Consider the following 22,258-nt stretch of genomic DNA (forward strand, 5'->3'; position numbering starts at 1 on the left):
ATTCCTTTGAGTCAATGAAATCATAACATAAAATGCATTGGAATAAATAAATCATTTCAAGTACGATGATGACACTAATATACAGAGTGGGGGATTGAAATGAGTATTCGCAGTAGGTGGTTGATGATTTCCGTTGGACTAGGGATTCTATTGAACCCTTTGAATTCATCAATGATTTCAGTTGCTATTCCAAGGCTGCAAAATGTGTTCCAGCTCGACTTTACAGTGGTATCCTGGATTATTTTTTCGTTCTACATTGCGAGTGCAATCGCTCAACCGATCATGGGAAAAGCCAGCGATTTATTCGGTAGGAGGAGGATATTTCTTAGCGGACTTGTTGTATCCTTCGTTGCATCATTATTAGCTCCACTATCCCTAAACTTTGGATGGCTTATCGTATTCCGCATTGTGCAATCCGTCGGAACAAGCATGATGGTTGCGGTTGGAATGGCCATTGTGCGAATTCATATTACGGAGAAACAAGCAACTGCACTGTCAATGTTGTCCATATTCCTATCCGGAGCGGCAGCGATTGGCCCCTTTATTGGCGGGGTCATCATTCACTGGTGGGGCTGGCCTGCTATCTTTTTGGTTAATATTCCTTTCGTGGTAACAAGCTTTCTATTAGCTTGGAAGCATATTCCTAAGGATGATCCGTCTACAATATCCGTTGCTCGCAACATGTCCCTTCGCAAATGGTTGGAATTAATTGATGCATATGGAGTTCTGCTATTCACCGTGGGTTTGGTTTCTCTGCTTGTTGGATTATTGTCCGCAAAATCATCTGGTCAAATTTCATTTTATAACGTTATTGTCGGACTAATTGGCTTCGTTGGACTGGGAGCTTTCGTGCGATATGAGTTAAAAGCAAATACACCCTTTATACCTTTACGCACATTCGCTAAATATCCGGCAATGACTTGGATCAATGTGCAATTCATGATCGTTAACCTGCTTTTTTACTCTCTCTTTTTTGGGCTTCCTTCTTACTTGCAAATCGTACGTCATATCAGCGAGTTTCATACAGGGATGCTCATGCTAAGCTTAGGCTTGTGTTCTCTCATTGCTTCGCCAATCGCAGGACGCTGGATCGATAAATCAGGACCCCGGCCAGCATTGCTTATGTCCGGTATGCTGATGACATTGGGGTCCATGTGGATCGTAACACTGGATCAGACTTCACCGGTTATCAGTGTGTGTCTGGCTTTAGCTGCATTCGGTATTAGCAACGGGTTGAACAGTGTCGCTATGCAAGCAGCCTTATTCAGAAGTACACCAAAAGAAATTATTGGTGTAGCATCTGGAATATTCAATACATCAAGATACCTGGGAACTATCCTCTCTTCTTTGCTAATTAGCGTTGTAATGGGCGATAACTTCAGCTTCGAAGGATTTCGAATACTTGGAATGATCCTCACGTTAATTGCATTGTCATTGGTATTCATGAATTGGCGGCACAAGGATACCAGGCAGTTGCGTGAGTCCTAGTTATCTGACAGATGTAAATTATCCTTTGTTACTCAACAGAAAGCGGCAGCTGATTGTGAAAATCGGCTGCCGTATTATCTTGTTGAATTAACGTTTCCGGCTATTATCATGACGGCAGGATAATCTTATCATCTCTTATCATCGTAAAAATAGGCGGTTCATATGACCAACCGACTCCTACACGACATTGAAGTAAAGTTCTCCCGTTAGTTGAATCATTTCATTGATTTTGCTAAGGCGATCATTTCCTCTTTAGTTAATCGGACCATGTTCTTGTTCCTCGACACTCTCTTTATATTCTTCTATGGACATTTCTCAATACCACGACGATATTACAACAAAAAAACCGTTAATATTAAACTTAACGGTCTAAAAAATTCGATATGTTTTCATATGAATCAACTATTTTTTGAGATTACACTCGATGTAGTTTATTTGCTTATTGATAAGATAACTATACTTGAGAGCTATTTTGGGGAACGATTGATCTTCATCTCAATGATTTTCTTTCCCGAGAGGAACACTGATCTCCTCACTTCTCTTCCCTGCTATTTTCCATATGCACAAAGAAAGACGCGTACGCCTTCTGTGATGATGCGTTTGGTTTGTTGTTCCACCAAATCGCCTGCTTTTATCGGTTGATCAAATACCAACAAAAACGTTAAGGCAGCGAAGTGTTTAGTAGCCATTACAGGATCGGGCACATCGAGCAGTCCGGTTTGTCCAAACTCGGTAAACCTCCTGATTATCCCCTCTTCCGTTGCGTTATCCAGCTTTTCTAGAAACGAGCCAGGCAGGTTGGCGGCTTCCAAATTAACCAGACGGATCAAAGCACTGTAATCGGACGAACCGTTCGCAGAAGCTACGAATTGTTCGCAGAATAAGATAAGCGCCTGCTGCAGATCCTCAAATTCCCAGAGGTAGTCTGATATCCCTTGCTTGATCATGTCCAGAACCGCCTCACTGGTTTCTTCCACTACAGCAATCAGCAAGTTCTGTTTGTCGCCATAATAATCATAAACGGTCCGTTTGGAAACTCCCGCTTTAGCTGCGACTGCATCGACGCTGGAGCGATCAAACCCATCTGAAAGAAACAGGTCTCGTGCTGCCGCCATAATTTTGGCTCGTTTGTCTGAAGATCCTTTACGTATTTTTTTATTTTCCGTATTATCCATCCTTATGTTTCCCCCCTACAGATATACTATCAAAAATAAGTTGCACTTTACAAACTACACTGTACGGTGTAGTGTAGTCATTGCAGCATATCATACTCTCTGATCAAGGAGGATTTTATCTATGAAAACCGTGCAGTCTGTTGTTGATGTTCTCATTGTCGGGGCCGGACCAACAGGTCTTACACTTGCCTGCGACCTTGCCCGTCGAAACGTCGACCATCGTATTATTGAACGAAGCTCCTTATATAACGTAGCGTCTCGCGCCAAAGCAATCCAGCCCCGCTCGCTTGAGGTTGTTGATGATTTGGAGGCCGTTCGTTACATTGTGGACACAGGTGTTGTGGATTTGCCTGTTCGTTACTATACCGCAGATGGCAGGAGTGTCGACAAGCCGGCTATTACCATTGCAGCCAGCGCTCAATTGGAGACACCCTATCGTGATCCGGTCTGGATTGCTCAGTATGATGTGGAAAAAGCATTGCGCGAACGCTATGCGGCGCTTGGCGGTCATGTTGAGTTGGGCGTGGAAGCTGTAGGGCTTGAACAGGATTCGGATGTTGTGACGGTAACCGTGAATTCACCACTTGGAGAAGAGCACATTCGCGCTCGTTATGTCGTCGGCGCTGACGGGGGCAAAAGCAATATTCGCAAGTTTATTCACGTACCGCTAGTTGGGGAAACACACGATGATGAGCGATGGTATCTTGGCGATGTACGATTGGAAGGGTTGGATCGCGATCATATTCATATCTGGACATCTTCGGAGGGGATGGTTGGGGTGACACCACTTCCGAAATCCGATATTTGGCAGCTACAGGCTACAATTCCGGCAGATATCGAAGAACCTGAGCAGCCATCACTAGAGGCGTATCAAGCCATGTTTGACCGACGGGCCGGAGCAGGACTTGTTCGGCTCACGGATGCTTCCTGGCTTTCCATCTACCGTGTCAATGTCCGTATGGTTGAATGTTACCGTAACGGCTGGGTCTTCCTTGCCGGCGATGCTGCTCATGTTCATTCGCCGGCCGGCGGTCAAGGCATGAATACGGGCATTCAGGACGCGTACAACCTCGGTTGGAAGCTGGCGACTGTCATACGCGGAGCAGACACCACCTTGCTTGACACTTACGATGAGGAGCGACGCCCTGTTGCTCAAACCGTGCTTGAGGACAGCACAAAGAAGATGCAAGAGGTCATAGGAACGGCGACTGAAGGCGGTGGATTGTCCCAATCTTTGAGCACCATATCTGACGATCTGACTAGTGGGCTTCTCATTTCCTATCGGTCAACTTCTCTTACCTACCCGTCTGCCCGTAGGAATCTTACCCGTTCATTGCCCGGGGACCGTGCTCCTAATGCCGAAGGTCTGCAGGGTATAGGATTTGCAGTAAGTGTATTTGACCTATTGCGCGGCCCACACTGGACTATTTTGGCTTTTGTAAACCGCACAGATCATCCTTCTTTAGAAAATATCGCCTACAACGAACTCCATGTGCATTGCATCCTTCCATCGCATGCGGAAAAAGTGGAAGGAATAATAGATACCGAAGGGAATACCTATCGGATTTACGATGCAGCAAGTAATGAACTTGTATTGATTCGTCCCGACGGTTACATTGCACTGCGGGCCTCTATTAATGATACCGCATCGCTTTTAAATTATTTGAATTCCATTTATCGAGCAAATTGATTTGGTCATGGCCAGCGGAATTTGTTTCAACATCTCATATGGATGACGGCTCTTATATTCGTTTAATTTTGGTTATGGAAGGACTGTTACTATGGAAGATATTATTCGAACCGTTAACTTGACCAAGCAGTACGGAAGTAATGTTATTGTAGATCGCGTTTCGATTTCCGTTAAGAAAGGAGAAATCTATGGATTCCTTGGGTTGAACGGTGCAGGGAAAACGACGACCATCCGAGCTCTTCTCGGAATGAGTAAGCCTTCTTCTGGAGAAGTGTATTTATTTGGTCAGTGCTGGGCGAATGGGAATCCCGATATGTCAAGACGAGTAGGTTATATGGTGGAAGTTCCTTATGCCTACCCTACCTTTACGGTTAGGGAAAACTTGAGTTTAGTAGCCAGATTGCGAGGATTATCGGTTCCGAAGGCAGTTAACGAAATTATGGAGCAATTGAATTTGACCCAATATGCAGATAGTAAGGCAAGAGATTTGTCACTTGGAAACGCGCAGAAACTTGGATTGGCCAAAGCATTAATTCATAAACCGGACGTCCTGATTCTTGATGAGCCAACCAATGCGCTTGATCCAGCCGGAATTGTCGAGATAAGGGAGCTGCTGAAAGCCCTAGCGTCTCAACAAGGGGTTACCGTGTTTATATCGAGCCATATCCTTGAGGAAATATCCAAAATGGCTTCTCGAATCGGCATTATTCACAAAGGCGTATTGCTTGAAGAACTGACAACAAAAGACTTTGAAACCATCCGCCGAAAGCAGTTGATAATCGGAACAAAGGATGATCGAAAGGCTCAAGCTATTCTTACAGAGTCCGGGTATGCGGTACATTCGACTTCGAACGGCTTTGCGCTACCGGACGAACATGCCGTTAAACATCCCGAACATATTGCGAGATTGCTTGCTCATCATGAAATACCGCTTACCTTGCTTAACATTGAAGAAGAGAATTTGGAGCATTATTTTCTCAATGTAATCGGAGCCGAGGAGGAAAAACGGATTGAGACCATTGTTGACAGCCTGTAGTGTTGAAGTTTACAAATTGCGTCGTTCCTATGTTTTATGGGGCACGCTTCTGTTTATATTGTTTGTGATCACGTTGTCCTTAGGACAGCCCAATTGGCCTTCCTTTTTTGAACGGACTGCGTTTTTGTACGCATCTGTGTTTGGACTGCTGGGGTTTGGATTGGTAACAAGTTGGACATTCGGCCGAGAGTATTCCGATCGAACGCTCAAGGATTTGCTTGTTTTACCTGTATCACGTGGTAAAATTGCGATTGCCAAATATGTCGCAATTATATTCTGGTGTTTTGTAATGATGTTGATCAGCTTGGTTTATGCCTTAATACTTGGTTTTGCACTCAGACTTCCTGGCTTTTCGTTTGCGATTGTACAACATTATTTGTTCTTAATACTTACTATTGGTGCTCTCCACCTATTATTAAGTGCACCTCTTGCCCTATTGGCCTGTATATCGCGAGGTTATCTGGTACCGATCGGTTTTGCATTTACAACTTTAATGTTAGCATTGGTGTTCGGTCCTACCGCCATTGGAGCCTATCTGCCATGGTCTGTCCCTGCTTTGCATTTGCAGGAAAGCGGAGTATCTTTATTTCCGTTGCTGGCTACTAGTTACTTACTGGTTTTCTTAATCGGACTCCTAGGTCTCATTGGAACGGTTACATGGTTACAAAACAGAGAGCAGTGATTACCAGTCTCTTATTGTTCATGGAAAGTACAACCTTCAACATGTATCTGAGCTCTGTAGCATAGGAAGGCTCAACCATATCGTCTACAGGCCCTCCCTCCATTATCTTCAGCGCCAGCATTTGATCAGCTAAAAGGATATTGAAACAGCGGCATGGTAGAACACAAAATCCTACCATGCCGCTGTACGTTCCACGTTCGTATATCAATACATCCTCTCTGCAGTACAAAGGAGTTAATGAACAATGAGAACTGGGCAAATTGCCAGCTGTGAAACCTTGTGGCTGACACTTCCAAGCATGATTTCTTTTATGCCGCTTAGCCCACGGCTTCCAATAATAATGAGTTGCTGCTTAGTATCCCTTGCATATCTTAATATTTCATGTGCAGGGTTTCCCTTAAGATGAACTGTTTTCGGGTTAATCCCCGCAGATTCTAATTTGGATTTGGCTTGTTGTAATTGTTCCAAACTCGCTTTCTCCATTTCGTTCAATATTTCTTCCAAGAAATTCTCTGGTACATATGTCATGCCATTCGATACATATTCCTGGCTGACATGAATCAAGGTAACTTGAGTTGATTTGTTTCGGGCTATTTCAACGGTTGCATCGAGGATTTTGTTCGTTATTTCATCTTGATCAATGGCCACCATAATGTTCTCAAACATTTTTATCTTCCTTTCCCTGCAGCGCGTAGCTATACCGATTACCTACAAAACGGTTTCTTGCTGCTCCAATCCCAACTAAAAAGAGTAAGACTGAAGCACCAAGTAGAATGAAAAGTGGTAGTTTCCAGCTATTTGTCGCATCATGCAGATATCCTATAAGGGCCGGACCGACTGCGGCAAGAAGATATCCGATCGATTGCGCCATGCCTGACAGTTCGGCAGCTTGATGGGCATTTTCAGTACGTAATCCAAAAAACATCATGGACAAACTAAAGGCGAAGCCTCCCCCAATGCCGAGGATTATAATCCATAACAATATGATATCGGAACTACCGTAAAGAAGTCCGAGCGTTCCCGTCAAAAGCAAAGTGGTTGTGATGCCCACTAACAAACGTTGGCTAGACATTCGCCCAGCAATAACGGGAACAAGAAAGGTAAATGGAAGCATGGCTAACTGCATGATCGAGAGGTACCATCCGGATTGGTTGGAGTCAATTCCTTGTTGCTTTAAAATTTCGGGCAACCATGCGATCAACACATAGAACACCATAGATTGAATACCCATAAACAAGGTTACTTGCCAGGCAAGAGGGGATCGCCATACATTGACATCGTTACTGTCCTTCTGTTGGCTCGTCGTGGCTGTTTGCCTCGTTTGATTTCTTAATTGGGGTAACCAACAAAGGATCGATACGAAGCTTAGAATCCCCCATATTCCCAATGCTCCCTGCCATTTTAGACCTGCGTTCACGGCTAGCGGTACACTTATTCCTGATGCGATTGCTCCACATAAACTCATTGAAATGGAGTAAAGACCTGTCACGGAACCTATTTTATTTGGGAAATCCCTTTTGATAATACTAGGCAATAATACATTACATACGGCAATTGCGAACCCGAGAATTGCAGTCCCTAGATACAGGTTAGCTGCGCCAGATAAAGAACGTATTACAATCCCAACCGTCAGAAATATGAGTGCAATCAAAATGATGCGTTCAACACCATACATTCGTCCTAATTTGGGTACTAGAGGCGATAATAAAGCAAAGGCAAGCAAGGGCAGCGTTGTTATGAGGCCGGCTAATGTATTTGAAATTTGAACGTCATCCCTTATGAGACTCACTAAAGGCCCGACTGAGGTTAAGGGAGTACGTAAATTAGCTGCAATCACTATAATGCCGAGAATGATAAATCCTATAGAGGATGGAATGGCTTTTTTATTTTGTTGGTTCGGCATTCTTCAATTCTCCCTTCTGAATTTATACGTATAGTTTGTTTCCTGCTGATTAAAAAAAGACGCAATAACATCCGCGCGGACAATAAAAGTATATTATAATATATTATTATTTACAATAATTATTCTTTATTATATTTTTGGTTGTTTGGAAACAAAAATACAACTCCGAATTCCCGTCATGGAATTCGGAGTTGTATGATAAGTCAAATTATGATCTTTAGAAACCATACTTTAAAGAGATATGGAGCACTGTCTCGCTATTCGTATGATTGGTATAAGCGTGAGGACAATCTGCACGAAAACTGATCGTATCATATTGATTCAATGTGTGAATTTCTTCGTTGACTTGAATTTCAATGGAACCCGTCATTACTGTTGCAATTTCAGTTGTATTGACATGATGACCTTCAGGGTAATACGAGCTATTTGGCTGTAAGTAAGCCCGGCACATTTCAATACCGTTGCTTTTAAAGACGGGTTCAATGATCCAATTTTTTTGATCATTAGAAAATCGCAGTCCTTCGCCCGCTCGATACAAACTCACAGGGTCTTCTGATTTGAACAAAGCCAAGAGCGGCATAGATATGCCTTTTGATATTTTCCATATAATCGCCAACGTTGGATTGGTCTCGCCGCGTTCGATGTTCCCCAGTGTAAGTTTGCTTACGCCCGTTATTTCCGCCAAGTCATCCAAGCTCATATTTTTTTCTTTTCTGTACTTTTTCAAGGCACCACCCAATTGTAATACCATTTGTTTTGATTCATTGAATTCATCCATTAAATATTCACCTCAACAAAAACTGTTATAGCTAGTATATTGTTTATCTGAGTGCTTTTCCAGACGATAAGTATTTGTTCCGCAACTGTCTTCTGCTAATAATTGTGTTTGGAAAGCCTCCCTCCTCAATATTTAGATATAATGTATATACTTCCAAGTATTTGAGATTTACAACATTTTATTTATAAAGTTATTTTGAAAGACAAGCGATCAATCCATCGTAGGAAACCAAGGCAATATTCAACGGGTGGCGAAGGCCACCCGTTGGCTACAGAATAACTATTTACAGCCATTAAAAATTGCCAATTTGGCTAAAATGGTTCATCTAAGTGAATGGGGTCGTGAGCTGAACCTAACAATAAAAAGTATCAGCAAGGAAGCAGGCCAGCTCCCACTTCGTCAGGCTCAGTCCCTTCGTAGCAGCTTGTTTTAATCACGAATGCCGTTCAACATGATTTAAAGGCTGTATTTTGAGGTCGAAGTTAACATTAATTTTCATACTTCCCCAATATTTCAACCATTGCTCTTCCGTTAATTCTTTAGAAAACGGCTTGAGCGAATGTGTTCCAACTTCTAAGGGATCCACTTTCAACTGTTGCATGCTTTTTAATAATACTGACGTTTTTTCCTCAAGGTATACTTCAATCTCATGAATGAAATGTTCCAATTGTTCCTCGCTTTGAATATTCTTTTCTCCCTGGTATTCCTCAATTCTTCCTTTCAGGCCCACATGTAAAGTCAAGGATGAATAGTCACTCGATAGCTTCATGCGAATTTTGGATCGAATTCGTCCTAAACTGATCGATAACTTTGGAATAGCCAAGACTTTTAAGAAATGATCGTTATCCAGAAGTTGAAAAATCTCATCGCTTATGTCTTGAGTGACCATTGCTTCTTTGTCATTTCGGAACAAGGCTGTTCCTACGTAATTGAAATTGTTCTTATCCGCATGAAAAACGGGCAGAATCGGATCCTTAAGCGGAGAATATAACTTCTTCATAAATTGATGAATATTGACAATGCTCATCTCACCTTGGTTATGCTTCTCGTAATGTTTTAACATCCGATAAAGGAAATAATCTTGGTTTTCTTGCTTCGTCAATTGATTTTTTATGTATTCATCAAAATCACCTCTTACAATCACTAAATAGACACGCATTGAAATATCGGGATCAACCAATATCGTATTGATCAGCTTTTCAATGCCTTCTTTTTTTGCCAGTTCCTCATTGATTAATAATATTCTCAGCTGTCCCTGTTTCAGTTCCCGATAATAAATTAAATTAAACTCCTTGCCTCCCTGCTTTATCAGATCAACTTCCTTGGAGAGAAATCGTTTTTTTTCTTTGATGAGTGGGGGTACTAAAGTGCTGATTTTAAACTTTCCCTCCGTCCCCTTGTCAACCGACCAGAAAACTACAGGAGCAATCTCTTCGATCAGATTGTTTTCGACATATGGAGCAGTGCAGCCGGTTATGCACATAAAGGTTACAATCGCCAATAAACCATAATACTTGTAGGGTATCATGCCTGCATACTCTCCTTTCGTTTAACCACAGTGAAAAGGATCGTAGGAACAAGCAAATAAATCAAAGCGCCCAGCCAGATTTGAAGGTTCAGTAACATCGTTTGACCCGGAACCGTTTGCCATAACCATCGATCCATGATGATGATACTTATCAAAATGACGAACCAACTCGACAACAATCCGGTTAGCGTTGTACTTGAATTCATTTTTTTCATAAAAACTCTTGCAGCTCCATAAAAACACAACAAAAGAATTGAAATGTCAAATACATAATTAAACATATGGAAAGAGATTAGAATGTACTCGATTCGTTCTAAAGCGCTCGTTTGAAGATAGCTTCCCATATATGCAACCGGAAAGTTGATCCTGCTTAAGAAGTTGGAACCGTAAAACAATACGGAAGCTATGAACAATAATGAATATTCCAAAATCGTCAGCATGTTGCCCATGACAAGATATTTGGTTATTTTTGTGTTGGAGCTTAACCATGGAACCATAAAGGCCAAATACACTGGACCGGAAAATGCCGACCATAAAAACAGCAAACCCTGCCATGATTGCCCTGACCATTCGGTGGGGATTAGAGGATACAAATCGCGGTAATTTGAAATCGACGAAAAGAAAAAAGGAATAAACATGATTAAGATCCACGCCCCGCATAGAAAGGCGATTACGACAAAACGCAATGTTTTTTCCATGCCATGTGAAGCCACAAATAAACTGATCGATAGAATAACGAGGATCAGCCACGTTTTATTCATTGATGGATAAATAAAACTATGGAGCATTTCAACGTAACCCAGAGTGATGATTGAAATTTTCAACAGGATTATCAAAAAACCAAGTATTGCAAAAATGTGAACCGTCCGTTTTCCAAAAAGCTGTACAAATCCTTGATAGCCTTTGGCTGCATAACTGGAAGCAAACCATCTGGACAGCATCATCAAATTAAGTTGAGACAGCAGCCCCAAGGCGATTATTCCCCAAACCATATAGGAATGGATCAAATAAACGGGCATGATTAGAACAAAATAATGCATTTGCGTACGATTAACCAACAAAAGTAAATGGATGCCGCCAAGGGTGGAGGTTTGTTTGAATAAGGATAGAGTCTTCATTTCTTCATCTTCTCCTGTCGCCATTTCTGTAATGGTTTTAGATTACTCGGACGCGTTTTCATCCAAATCAAGGGACCGCGAATAAAGAGGTCAATCCAATCCTTCCCGTAAAAAGGAGAAAGCGGTGCTAGATAAGGTTGACCTAGTGACGTTAATGCATGGAGATGCGCAAGAATTCCGATCAATCCAACCACGATTCCTGGCAACCCAAGAACCGATGCAAGGATAAGAAGAAATACTTGCAACAGAACCATGGATTTGGTCATTTGATAGTTGGGGACCAAAAAGAAAGCAATAGCGGATATACCCATCAGAACAATTAATACTTTACTTGCAAAGCCTGCTTCCACAGCCGCTTGTCCTATGACAATACCGCCGATAACCCCTAAAGTTTGACTCGTTTTGGTCGGCATTCGCAAACTAGCTTCTTTGATGATTTCCAGCGTTACGATCATGAAAAGTCCTTCCACAAACGGAGTAAAAGGCAATTTGCTTCTCGATTCCAATAATACGAAGAGAATCGGCAGTGGAACCATTTGGTAATGAAATGTAGTTAACGCTACATAAAAAGGAATCATCGTCAAAGAAATAATAAAACTTCCATACCTCATTAAACGCAAGAAACTGGCAACCGGCCAACGCAGGAAATAGTCTTCGGGTGATTGGAACAGATGAAATAATGTAATGGGAGCAATTAATGCAAACGGTGAATTGGAGACTAATAAAGTCAGCTTACCCTCACCTAATGCGTAGGCACAGGCATCCGGCCGATCCGTTTGTAGAAACTGCGGAAAGACCGTATGGTTATGATCTTCAATAAAAGCTGCAAGCTGTGCGGAGTCTAAAAACTGATCGAAATCCACACTTTCAATTTTCTTTCTTGCAAGGGAAACAAATTCCGGATTAATGATTCCGTCTATGTACAATAACACAACCTTCGTTTTACTCAGTGACCCGATAGTGAAGCTTTCTGTTTTTAATGTCGTTATAGGCAAACGTCTGCGCAACATTGTAATGTTTTTATCGATTTGCTCGCTGAAACTGTCTTTTGCTCCATATATGACCGTTTCCGTTTCGGAAGGTTCAACTGCCCGACCAAGAGGATTTTCCAATTGAACGCCTAGGCACTGATCGTTGACGGAATCGTAGAGAAGAACAAATCCTTGCATTAATTTTTGCTCGGCATCTTCGATTGATGTAATTTCCGAAAAATCGGAATTGATGATAACTGAAGAAACCGTATGGTCAGTAGATCGATGAAGCGGCTTAACAATCGCCTCGTTCAAACGCTCTGGATCGATTAACGTTTTTATAAATAAAAGATAGACTGAAGCATCGGTACCCATTCTGTGTTCAAGAACTTCGGCATCATCCATATGATTTAATTTCTGTTTTAATTCATCAAGCCATATGGACATGGACTCTTGAGGATTTTCCATCTGAGGTTCGTGTTTTTCAACCATGGTCTTCTCCTCCTTTATTCTAATTGATCAATATGATCATATGGTTAGTATATTGTCCTGTAATCGAAAAATCATACGACTGGCCCTGGATCGGAAGCTTGGTAGCGAATTGTTTTGGGAAAAATGAACAAAAAAACCAACGCGACCGACAACATGTCGGTACGCATTTGTTAGTTTAAATGAAAGAATTATCCATAAGCCTCAATGTCTTATTTATTGCTGATGCTGAACTGATGTTCATGTCCATCCGCTTACATTACATTGTCCATAACCATTATTTACCACCTAAACCATTGTGTCATCAGATTTAAGACCAACGGTATGACGACGACTGCCGTTATGGTATATTACGGAACCGTTTCGCCTCTAACATCGCTTCCATCCGTGAATTATAATCCATATCTTCCCTTCTCCAGTTATTGAGGAAAAGGGTCACCTCTTCCGGTAAGCAACCTTATGAAAAGCTTGGATATAACGAAATAGTTCCTCACCCTTATCAGACACATGCGTGTTTTCATCCAGTGGCAAAATCATTGCCTGATACGGTTCAGGTACCATACTATATTGATGAACATAGGAGGTTAGGACAAATCCGTTGTGTTGCCAAAACTGAATGCGTTGCTGATGAGCCTCTGTTGTCCCGGACTCCGCCTCGATGATTATCCCTTTGACTCCATGTTCCCTTATGGCCCAAGCTCTGAGTTGCTTCAGCATCCAGGTTCCGATACCCGACCCACGCAGCTTCTGTTCAATCGTAAGGTAATCGATGATCAGGATGCGGTCTGCACCATTCCCCACCAGTCCAGTAACTGCCATCGCCACCACTTCTCCATGATGCACGCCCGTATGTAAATAACCAATCCCCCGATGCAGCATACTGCGAAGAATCGCTTTTGTCTTGGCGCCCCTTGGAAAAGCCTCATGATAGATTCGCTCCATCCGGGCCCATAATGGTTCATCCCACGCCTCTATAGTCATAAACTCTAATTCCAGCACTTTTTTCACCCCCAGTTTTTATCAAAACAAATCCTGCTTTGTTTCGTCCAAATCCCAAGTTCCAAGTTGTAATTAACGGATGCTGCACCAACAAAAAAGCAATGAGGCTTGCAAAAAAAAGGTTCCGGTGTCACATTAAGCGTTCCTCTCTTAGAATCCAGTAAAATCCTCCCTTTATATACTAACCGTGTTAGATTAAGATCATTCTACGAAGAGAGCGGCTCTATGCGCCCCTCTCCTATGATTATTGTACTCTAAAATTGCTTGGAGCATATTTGTTTCCAAATTTGTTGTATAGGGCTGAAACACATAGTATATCAATAGATCATGTACTGAGAAAAATACGGACAGTGTCATCGTCATAATCCAGATGGGAAGCAGTGTACTTATATACAGCACAAAAAAAAGAGCAAGCCATCTTTTGGATGACCTGCTCTTTTTCATGTAAAGCCTCCTCTTCATGACATTGCCAAAGAGGGATCTTCAAGTGATTAGTATTGGTTCGATTGTCCGCCATCAATAGGAATGACAGCACCATTAATAAATTCGGATTCGCCCGATAGCAGGAAGGCAACAAGACGACCTACTTCTTCAGGTTTACCAAAACGTCTCTTAGGGTTTACGCTAACAAATTCTTTGCCCGCTTCTTCCCATCCTTCTTCTCCACCGATTTGTTTAAGGGAACCGACAACCATCGCAGTCATAATTGCCCCTGGAGCGATAGCGTTGATGCTCAGGTTATATTGTCCGTACTCGATTGCTGCATTTTTCGTCATTCCCGATACAGCGTGTTTACTTGCGACATACGCCGCCTGATTCAGAACTCCGCGAATCCCGCCAACAGAGGCAACATTGACAACGGAACCGGATTGTTGCTCTTTCATCACGGGAAGAACGTATTTCATGCCATAAAAGACACCTTTAAGGTTAATGTCAATAACTTTGTCAAACACTTTACTGTCATATTCGGCTGTAGGAGCCTGAGTACCTTCGATACCCGCATTGTTGTAGAAGCCATCGATGCGACCGAACTTTTGAACTGTAACATCCACATATTTTTGAACAGCTTGCTCATCAGATACATCAGCAGTAAGCAGAAGAACTTCTGCCTCAGGTGCAACTTCCAGAATTAATTTCTTGGTCTCTTCAAGTGAAGGTTGATTAAGGTCAACGAGAGAAAGCTTGGCACCCTCTTTTGCGATTTCAAGTGCCGCTGATTGCCCAAGACCTGAGCCTGCTCCTGTAATTAAAACAACTTTTGATTCAAAACGTTTACTCATGATCCGTACTCCTTTATTAAGTGAATTAACGAAATATTCGTCTATTTTAGATGAGAATCGAATTCTCAAAAAAAACCTTACATTGGAAATAATAAATCACAAAAAATTCACTTGGAATAATCAAACACATCCAAAGTGTCCGCTAAACAACGTTTTATACTCATATGTTCACCCAAGTAAGCAAAAATAAACATTTGTAATCGATTATGTTGAAACTGTCATTCTCATGTGATAGCTATCCATTCAAAAAAAAGTCACTCAGGACAATTCCTGAGTGACTTTCGACTATTCTGGCAACCACAATGCAAGGACTTCGGAAGGAGTCCAAGTATATATTGATGTGTGAGCTTGACGGCAAATATAGATGACCTCTTTGTAAAGAACACGATCCCCGATGCGGTATGACGTATTCTCAGCCCAAGCCTTTGGTACATCCGGTTCTATAACTGGAGGAGATGACTCAAGTGTAGTAACAGTAATCACGTTACTCGCTTCAGATACATTCCCAGCAGAATCCTTGGCTTTGATTGAAAATGTATACGTCGAGCTTGACTTCAGACCAGTAACCTCATAACTTGTCACGGTTCCATTTACAGTAGCGATCCGATCTGATCCTTGGTAAATGTCGTAGCTGCTAACGGCCACATTATCCGTTGAACTGGACCACATCAGACTTACCGAGGCTGCACTCACGGTATGAGCGTGAAGATGACTTGGAGCCGTTGGAGCTGAAGTGTCAGGTGTGGTTGCAGAAGTTGTCTGCACCGTAATCTCCGCACTGAGAGGTGATTCATTACCTGCGGCATCAATCGCTTTTAACGCATAGGTATAAGTTGTTCCTTGACTTAATCCACTTACATCATAGGATACAGATGTTCCTGGAATAGTCGCAATCTTGTGTCCATTTTGATAAAGTTCATAACTCATTACACTTACATTATCAGTCGAAGGATGCCAGCTAAGTGTAAGTGATTTTGTCGTGATGCTGCTTGCTTTTAGATCTGTTGGAGCTGTTGGCGCTGTTTCATCAATGTTTGATCCATTTCCACTACCCGATTTCGTTAAATTTACGTCAAGCGCTTGATAAAAGGCATTACCAGTATCAGCGATTTCCCAAACGCCGAGAATAACATGATAACCGGTACGGTCTGCTGGTATATCACATTGATGTGAGACCGATTTCTCTGGCAATTTCCCGCCATCACTGTAGCTACAGAACAGTTCTAGATCCTTACGCTCAATCGGAGCATTAGGGTTCCAGTGTTTTTTGGTTATGTAATATTTCCACTCTTTTGTTGCATGTGCCGCTGTCAATTTCCAGGTAAATGTTTGGCTTCCTGTTTGCATGTCCAGCTTCGTCCAACGTTCTGCCGATTGAGTATATAACTCCGGAAAAATGCCTCCACCTGTAATTTCCCCATCGGATGGGCCTCCCGCCGGAAAGTTCCCTTTTGCTTCCACACTCTGTGGTTCATATTGGACCTGACCACAGTTACTATTGAGATTCTGTTGGCACAAGTATGCACGACTGGCTGGTGACTCTAGGTAACCGTGAGCTGAGATGACATTTGCATACACCAGCAAAAACAATATACCCGTGGCAAATACCAGGACCGTTTTCGGTATCAAGGATGTTTTCCTAACACCTGAGATCGAGAGATAAGTTGACATAATAATCCTCCTGTAAAGTCTGATGATGTGAACAAGAAAATTTTATAAAATTTTACATAGAGTCTGTAAGAGAACAAAGTTCTAATTTCTTTTGGATAAAAAAACCTTGTATTGATATTTGTTTTGTTGAAAAACAGGAGAAAAGTCGTATTAGCTCTTGGTTTGAACATGTGATAATTGAACCGATTCTCTCCTAGTTGAAAGAACAAAAAGCCGCTAAAAGCGACTTTTCTGTTTGAGTATACCGTTTCATACCTTGCTTCGTTGACAAATAGAATTGCAATTGTTAGCATAACCTGAGTTACAAAAGACAAGGAGGTTATCCCTATTCAACCCCGACAACGCCAGGAAAATGAGCGAAGCGAGCTGCGAGAGAAACGCCGTTTAAGCATCATTGAAGCTGCCATATCTATTTTCACACAGCAAGGTTTCGAAAAGGCTACCATGCAGGAAATTGCCACAGCTGCAAGCCTTGGGGTAGCTACTGTATTCCGCTATTTTCCCAAGAAAGAGCATTTGATTGTTGCTGTTGCTTCATATATTGTTCAGTCCGAAGTGGTTATCTTTGAAAAGATTGTGCATGGAGAAGGAACATGTTACGAGAAATTAAACGAAATATTCGACACCCTGATTTTCTTTCAGCAAGCTGAGCATCAACAAAACTCCAAGTTGATAGAAGCCTTTGAATGCTACGTGGCGCTTTCCAAAGAGCCTGTAGAGCATATGGAATTGTATCAAACGGAATATAGCAAAATTATTGCTTTGTTTACCGAATTGGCAGCACTGGGAGAACAGGATCGTTCGGTCCGCGCCAGTTCAAATTCCGTCAACATTCTACTTACGATGATGAATGTATTCGGAACATTTTCCAAGAAAATGTCCATGCTGGAAGGTATCGATGCATTCAACACTCGTGTTGACCCCTCCGAACAATTCAACTTACTGAAGGGTCTTTTCCTAGATTCTTTGAAACCTTGACTTCAATGACGTTTGAATGCTTAATTGATTCCTAAAATGATAAGGAGAAGGCACTGCAGTTGTGGGCAGCCCCCTCATCCCCTACTTTTTACAGCTGGTGAGTATTACTATCGTCGATTCACTCCTGAGGAATATCTGAGATACGATCGGTGAATAGACGGAACTTAGCCATGTTTTTCACTAGTAACTGTCTTTCCGGTAATGGTTTGATCAAAACCACTGGCGGCTTTATGGTTTTCTCTCATAACCGATTCGCCTTCTACATCGATGTTAGGTAACAAACGATCAAGCCATGCAGGAATATACCAGGCGCTTTTTCCAAGAAGGGTCATTATCGCTGGCACAAGTGTCATACGCACAATGAAAGCATCCACGAGTATGCCAAATGCCAGGGCTAATCCCATAGATTTGATAATGGTGTCCTCTGCAAAAATAAAGCTGGCAAACACGGCAATCATAATCAAGCCTGCAGCAGTAACGACAGGACCACTATGGTTTATCCCGCTCTTTACCGATTGTCTTGCATCTCCAGTATGAGTGAAGTCTTCACGCATTCGGCTTACAAGGAACACCTCGTAATCCATGGCAAGTCCAAACAGAATTCCAGTGACGAGAATGGGAAGGAAACTAAGCACCGGTCCAGGCTCAGGGATACCGAACATACTGGCCAGATAACCGTCCTGAATGACCCAGACAATAAAACCGAGTGTTGAACCTAGTGTAAACAGAAAACCAAGTACAGCCTTAATCGGTACAAGCAATGATCGGAAAACGAGCATGAGTAGTACAAAGGCCAGACCAACAATCAATAAAGCGAACTTAGGTAATGCCTGTTGCAATTTCTCAGAAATATCAATGTTTACCGCAGTTCCACCAGTAACCATAATCTCGACTTGTTTATTGTTTTGTTGATCGGCTTTTTCGCGTATGGTCTCCACCAGTTCAGTCGTACGAATGTCGTGCGGGCCTGTCTTAGGTAACACTGTAATGATGGCTGCATTTCCCGATGGACTCGGTATTGCGGGTGTTGCACTAGAGACATTCGGTAGATCGCTGATGTAAGCCGTTGCTTGAGCGATTGCTGATTGAGGGTCCTCACTATTATTAGCTTTAGCTACAATAACGAGTGGACCATTGAACCCTTCACCGAATCCTTCAGCCATGAGATCATATCCACGACGCTCAGTCGTTTCTGTCGATTTCAGGCCATTATCCGGCAAGCCCAGCTGCATATGCAGAAAAGGCAAAGTACATATGATTAAGACGGCAATACATAGAATGCTAGTAAGCCAAGGCTTTCTAGTGACAACTCGACTCCATGCGTTTTCGTTTGTTTTCTCCTTTTTGCGCCCAGACCATTTTCTCAGCCAACGATTTTCGCAAGAAGGACTAATGCGGTCCCCTGCTGCAGCTAATATGGCTGGTACGAGAATGATCGCAATGAGGACAGCTACAAATACGCTAATAGCAGCCGCAAGTCCCATCATTGTAATGAAAGGGATTTGTACGACGGATAAACCCACTAGCGCGATAATTACAGTCAGTCCTGCAAATACAACCGAGCCTCCTGCTGTTGCATTAGCCTGAGCGATGGCTGTTTCTCTGTCATATCCTTCTGCCAACTGCTGACGGTACCGTGACATGATAAATAGTGCATAATCAATACCGACTGCTAAAGCAAGCATGACTGCTAACGTAATAGAGAATGATGACATCGATACGAAATTAGAACCAATAATGACAGTCATCAGTCCAATTCCGAGTCCTATGACCGCTGTAAGTATGGGTAGTCCTGCTGCTAGAAACGAAGTAAACGTGAACGCCAAAATCATGAAGGCAATAAGGATACCAATGACTTCGGATATGCCGCCAACTTCTATTTCAGAAAATGCAACACTGCCTCCTATCTCTGTTTGAATCCCTTCCTTACCGAGCCACTCTGCAATGTTCAACACATGTTCTTTCGAGTTCTCATCCACTTCACTGGCAGGTTTGGAATACGTAATGTCCGCATAACCAATCTTTTTATCTGCGCTGAGCGTCATTGACTCAAATGGGCTAGCTACAGATTTGACTGATAAATCCGTCTTTACAACTTTCAGGGCTTGCCGAATGTAATTTTTGTTTGCCTCGGAAGTCAATGTATCATTTTTCGCTTTGAAAATGAGCCTGATCTGACCACCGTCATCTGATGATGGGAACTCTGAGTTTAGGACTTTCGCTGCCTGATCCGACTTCGTTCCTGGTATAGTCATTTCACCGGTAAACGAAGTACCCATACCAAGTCCTAAAGATGCAAGCACAATAAGAAGAGCTAGTCCCATCGTTATTACCATTTTCCGATTTCTCGTTGACCAACCCCCGAGACGATATAACCATTTTGCCATAGCTTATTTCTTCCCCTTTCACTTCCACAAAAATCCTAGAGCTGCCTAAGGAAACGCTCTGTACCCCCATAGTAACGAAATAAAAACAAAAAAAAATCGTACGAAAGGGCAAGCCTTTCATGTACGATGGGGCATAGAAGGGATAGGACAAAACGGGCATACCATTATTTTATCTTTGATTACGAAAGAGTGCCTTACAAGTTACAAGTGTAAAATCCCCTTTTCGACAGCTACTGCAACAGCTTCTGATCGTGAATTGACTCCAAGTTTGTTATAAATGTTAGTGAGGTATGCTTTTACTGTTCTCTCGGCAATACCCATATCAAAAGCAATATCTCTGCTGCGTAAACCACGAGCCACGGCTTGTAAAACGAATAATTCTCTCTCACTAATTAGGGCTGACTCCTTGTCAATTAATAGTTGTGGCTGTGTTTTGGATTCTTGTGAAGATTTGGCATGAAACGCAAAGACTCTTGACGTTATTTCAGGTTGAAGCAGTGTTTCTCCACGAATGGCAGAATCCAGAGTTCGAAATAATTGTTCTCGGCTCGTATCCTTGAGCAAGTACCCTTTGGCTCCAAGGGAAAGTCCCTCGATCATCAAGTCATCTTCGTTGTATGTCGTTAGAATAATGACAGGTATACGAATGTGCTGCTCGTTCATGCGTTTTAAGGTATCCAAACCACTGAGTCCCCCCGGCATATTTAAGTCCAGAAGAATGACATCAGGCTGTTTGTCTAACATAATTCGGATCGCTTCTTCTCCTTCCTCAGCCTCTCCGACAATTAGATAGTTGTCACTGGTCTCCAATATTAATTTAAGTCCTTCACGCACCACCCAATGATCATCTACGATGAGTATGTTATATTTCATTCAGACTTCTCCTTTTTCAAATGGAACACGAAACAAAATAGTCGTTCCTTGTTTACCGCTCTCAATTTCTATACTGCCACCTATCAACCTGGCCCTTTCATTCATCCCAATCAAGCCATAGTGCCCGGATTGTTTTCCGATTCGGTCTACGCTAAAGCCCCTTCCGTTATCTCGTATAATAAGAAGGAAATCTTCTTTCTCTATAGCCATTTGAATGGTTACGTTCGTTGCCTGGGCATGCCTGGCTATGTTCATTAATGATTCACTTAAAATGTGCAATACGTGCTCCATGCCTACTTTGGATATGGAACTGGGAGCATTCCCGTCCAAAACGACCTGGACTCCGGTCGCCTGTTGGAAACGTTGAATTTGTTCCTGTATTGCCTCTCCGAAGGTAATAGCCGGTGTTGCCTTGGTTCGAAGGTCATCAATGGCTTTGCGTGCATCAGCCAATGTTTTGCGTGCTTGTCCCATTGAACTACGGATAATCTCGTGAGCACGAGAAAAGCTTCCTCGATTCATGTGCTCATCTACGGCCTCCAGCTGCATTATAATACCGGCGAGTCCTTGTGCTAATGTATCATGCAGATCTCTTGCCATACGTTGTCGCTCGCTTGTTAGCGTCAATTCCTCTACTTTTTGATGAGCCTTCTCCAGCTCATGCAGAAACGTTAATGTTCTAACACGGGCGTTTACCTGACGATAGAACAGCACAGCATAGGATACCACGACAACGATCATCATTAACAGTAATAGAATTAACAAGGCGACATCCATGCCAGATCGTGTAAACAGCGTTACCGTGCAGAATAATAAATATAATACAAACGCAACTAGCACAATTTTCGCTGTCTCATAGTATATTGCAAGGGTCTGTCCAATCAATACCGGAATTAAACCAATCAATACAGCAGGCATACCGTCTGGCATTAACATGGCACTTCCGAAAATTAACCCTGATTGAAGAAGAATGTAGAGTAATTTGGATCGTTGTATAAGTTTGTTTACTTCCCAGTACACGATTGTATGAGTTAACATTGCAGCTACAAAGAAAATACTGGGTACTAATATAGGAGCTGACATGGTTTGCAGGATTAAAGTCGCCGTGGCAACAAGCCAAAGCCAGATCAATATCGGAATACGAGAAGACGCAATCGGGTCCGTTTCTTCATTTATTCCGGACGGATTCGTCTTCATCCGTATTATATTCAT

Annotated in this window: 18 protein-coding genes; 5 read left to right on the top strand and 13 right to left on the bottom strand. The window is 42.4% G+C overall.

Annotated features, from left to right (window positions below; genetic code table 11):
* Window positions 1-99: 99 nt before the first annotated feature.
* Window positions 100-1,488 carry an MFS transporter gene (locus F4V51_RS15230; protein WP_153978648.1) on the top strand — a complete coding sequence of 463 codons (1,389 nt, stop codon included), beginning with the start codon at window positions 100-102 and terminating at the stop codon, window positions 1,486-1,488.
* Between the two features lie 548 nt (window positions 1,489-2,036).
* Here F4V51_RS15230 and F4V51_RS15235 read toward each other — a convergent pair.
* The gene (locus tag F4V51_RS15235; protein ID WP_153978649.1) at window positions 2,037-2,663 is read right to left on the bottom strand and encodes a TetR/AcrR family transcriptional regulator; all 627 of its coding nucleotides are present in this window, start codon (window positions 2,661-2,663) and stop codon (window positions 2,037-2,039) included.
* A gap of 121 nt (window positions 2,664-2,784) precedes the next feature.
* On the opposite strand from F4V51_RS15235, the gene F4V51_RS15240 reads away from it, so the two are divergent.
* From F4V51_RS15240 to F4V51_RS15250, 3 genes are all read left to right on the top strand, one after another.
* Entirely contained in the window at window positions 2,785-4,353 is a 1,569-nt protein-coding gene (locus F4V51_RS15240) for an FAD-dependent monooxygenase (RefSeq protein WP_153978650.1), read from the top strand.
* Window positions 4,354-4,444: 91 nt separating this feature from the next.
* On the top strand, window positions 4,445-5,389 hold the full coding sequence (locus F4V51_RS15245; protein ID WP_153978651.1) for an ABC transporter ATP-binding protein: 945 nt from the start codon (window positions 4,445-4,447) through the stop codon (window positions 5,387-5,389).
* Window positions 5,364-6,071, top strand: a complete 708-nt coding sequence (locus F4V51_RS15250) for an ABC transporter permease (RefSeq protein WP_153978652.1) — start codon at window positions 5,364-5,366, stop codon at window positions 6,069-6,071. The genes F4V51_RS15245 and F4V51_RS15250 overlap by 26 nt, the downstream gene beginning before the upstream one ends.
* A 234-nt stretch (window positions 6,072-6,305) precedes the next feature.
* On the opposite strand, the gene F4V51_RS15255 is transcribed toward F4V51_RS15250, so the two are convergent.
* The 9 genes from F4V51_RS15255 to F4V51_RS15295 form a co-directional block, all read right to left on the bottom strand.
* On the bottom strand, window positions 6,306-6,737 hold the full coding sequence (locus F4V51_RS15255; RefSeq protein ID WP_153978653.1) for a universal stress protein: 432 nt from the start codon (window positions 6,735-6,737) through the stop codon (window positions 6,306-6,308).
* Window positions 6,730-7,974, bottom strand: a complete 1,245-nt coding sequence (locus F4V51_RS15260) for a CynX/NimT family MFS transporter (protein ID WP_153978654.1) — start codon at window positions 7,972-7,974, stop codon at window positions 6,730-6,732. The genes F4V51_RS15255 and F4V51_RS15260 overlap by 8 nt, the downstream gene beginning before the upstream one ends.
* Before the next feature lie 217 nt (window positions 7,975-8,191).
* A complete protein-coding gene (locus F4V51_RS15265) occupies window positions 8,192-8,752 on the bottom strand; it encodes a helix-turn-helix domain-containing protein (protein ID WP_153978655.1) in 561 nt (186 codons plus the stop codon).
* A 433-nt stretch (window positions 8,753-9,185) separates the two neighbouring features.
* Window positions 9,186-10,280 carry a Ger(x)C family spore germination protein gene (locus tag F4V51_RS15270; protein ID WP_153978656.1) on the bottom strand — a complete coding sequence of 365 codons (1,095 nt, stop codon included), beginning with the start codon at window positions 10,278-10,280 and terminating at the stop codon, window positions 9,186-9,188.
* The gene (locus F4V51_RS15275) at window positions 10,277-11,422 is read right to left on the bottom strand and encodes a GerAB/ArcD/ProY family transporter (protein WP_236146560.1); all 1,146 of its coding nucleotides are present in this window, start codon (window positions 11,420-11,422) and stop codon (window positions 10,277-10,279) included. The genes F4V51_RS15270 and F4V51_RS15275 overlap by 4 nt, the downstream gene beginning before the upstream one ends.
* A complete protein-coding gene (locus F4V51_RS15280) occupies window positions 11,395-12,861 on the bottom strand; it encodes a spore germination protein (protein WP_153978657.1) in 1,467 nt (488 codons plus the stop codon). Before F4V51_RS15280 ends, F4V51_RS15275 begins: the two co-directional genes overlap by 28 nt.
* Before the next feature lie 432 nt (window positions 12,862-13,293).
* Window positions 13,294-13,857: a GNAT family N-acetyltransferase gene (locus F4V51_RS15285; protein WP_153978658.1), complete on the bottom strand. Its 564-nt coding sequence runs from the start codon at window positions 13,855-13,857 to the stop codon at window positions 13,294-13,296.
* 491 nt (window positions 13,858-14,348) lie between these two features.
* On the bottom strand, window positions 14,349-15,137 hold the full coding sequence (locus F4V51_RS15290; RefSeq protein ID WP_153978659.1) for a glucose 1-dehydrogenase: 789 nt from the start codon (window positions 15,135-15,137) through the stop codon (window positions 14,349-14,351).
* A 285-nt stretch (window positions 15,138-15,422) separates the two neighbouring features.
* Window positions 15,423-16,808, bottom strand: a complete 1,386-nt coding sequence (locus F4V51_RS15295; protein WP_153978660.1) for a lytic polysaccharide monooxygenase — start codon at window positions 16,806-16,808, stop codon at window positions 15,423-15,425.
* A 393-nt stretch (window positions 16,809-17,201) separates the two neighbouring features.
* Here F4V51_RS15295 and F4V51_RS15300 point away from each other — a divergent pair, with 393 nt between their 5' ends.
* A complete protein-coding gene (locus F4V51_RS15300; RefSeq protein ID WP_268893548.1) occupies window positions 17,202-17,786 on the top strand; it encodes a TetR/AcrR family transcriptional regulator in 585 nt (194 codons plus the stop codon).
* A 164-nt stretch (window positions 17,787-17,950) separates the two neighbouring features.
* On the opposite strand, the gene F4V51_RS15305 is transcribed toward F4V51_RS15300, so the two are convergent.
* The 3 genes from F4V51_RS15305 to F4V51_RS15315 all read right to left on the bottom strand — a co-directional run bounded on the left by F4V51_RS15305 (window position 17,951) and on the right by F4V51_RS15315 (window position 22,258).
* Complete coding sequence (locus tag F4V51_RS15305) at window positions 17,951-20,173, bottom strand: MMPL family transporter (RefSeq protein ID WP_153978662.1); 2,223 nt, start codon at window positions 20,171-20,173, stop codon at window positions 17,951-17,953.
* 201 nt (window positions 20,174-20,374) lie between these two features.
* Entirely contained in the window at window positions 20,375-21,046 is a 672-nt protein-coding gene (locus F4V51_RS15310) for a response regulator (RefSeq protein WP_095286898.1), read from the bottom strand.
* Window positions 21,047-22,258, bottom strand: coding sequence for a sensor histidine kinase (locus F4V51_RS15315; protein ID WP_153978663.1), 1,212 nt, complete (start codon window positions 22,256-22,258; stop codon window positions 21,047-21,049).

Source organism: Paenibacillus xylanilyticus (assembly GCF_009664365.1).
GTDB classification, from domain to species: domain Bacteria; phylum Bacillota; class Bacilli; order Paenibacillales; family Paenibacillaceae; genus Paenibacillus; species Paenibacillus xylanilyticus_A.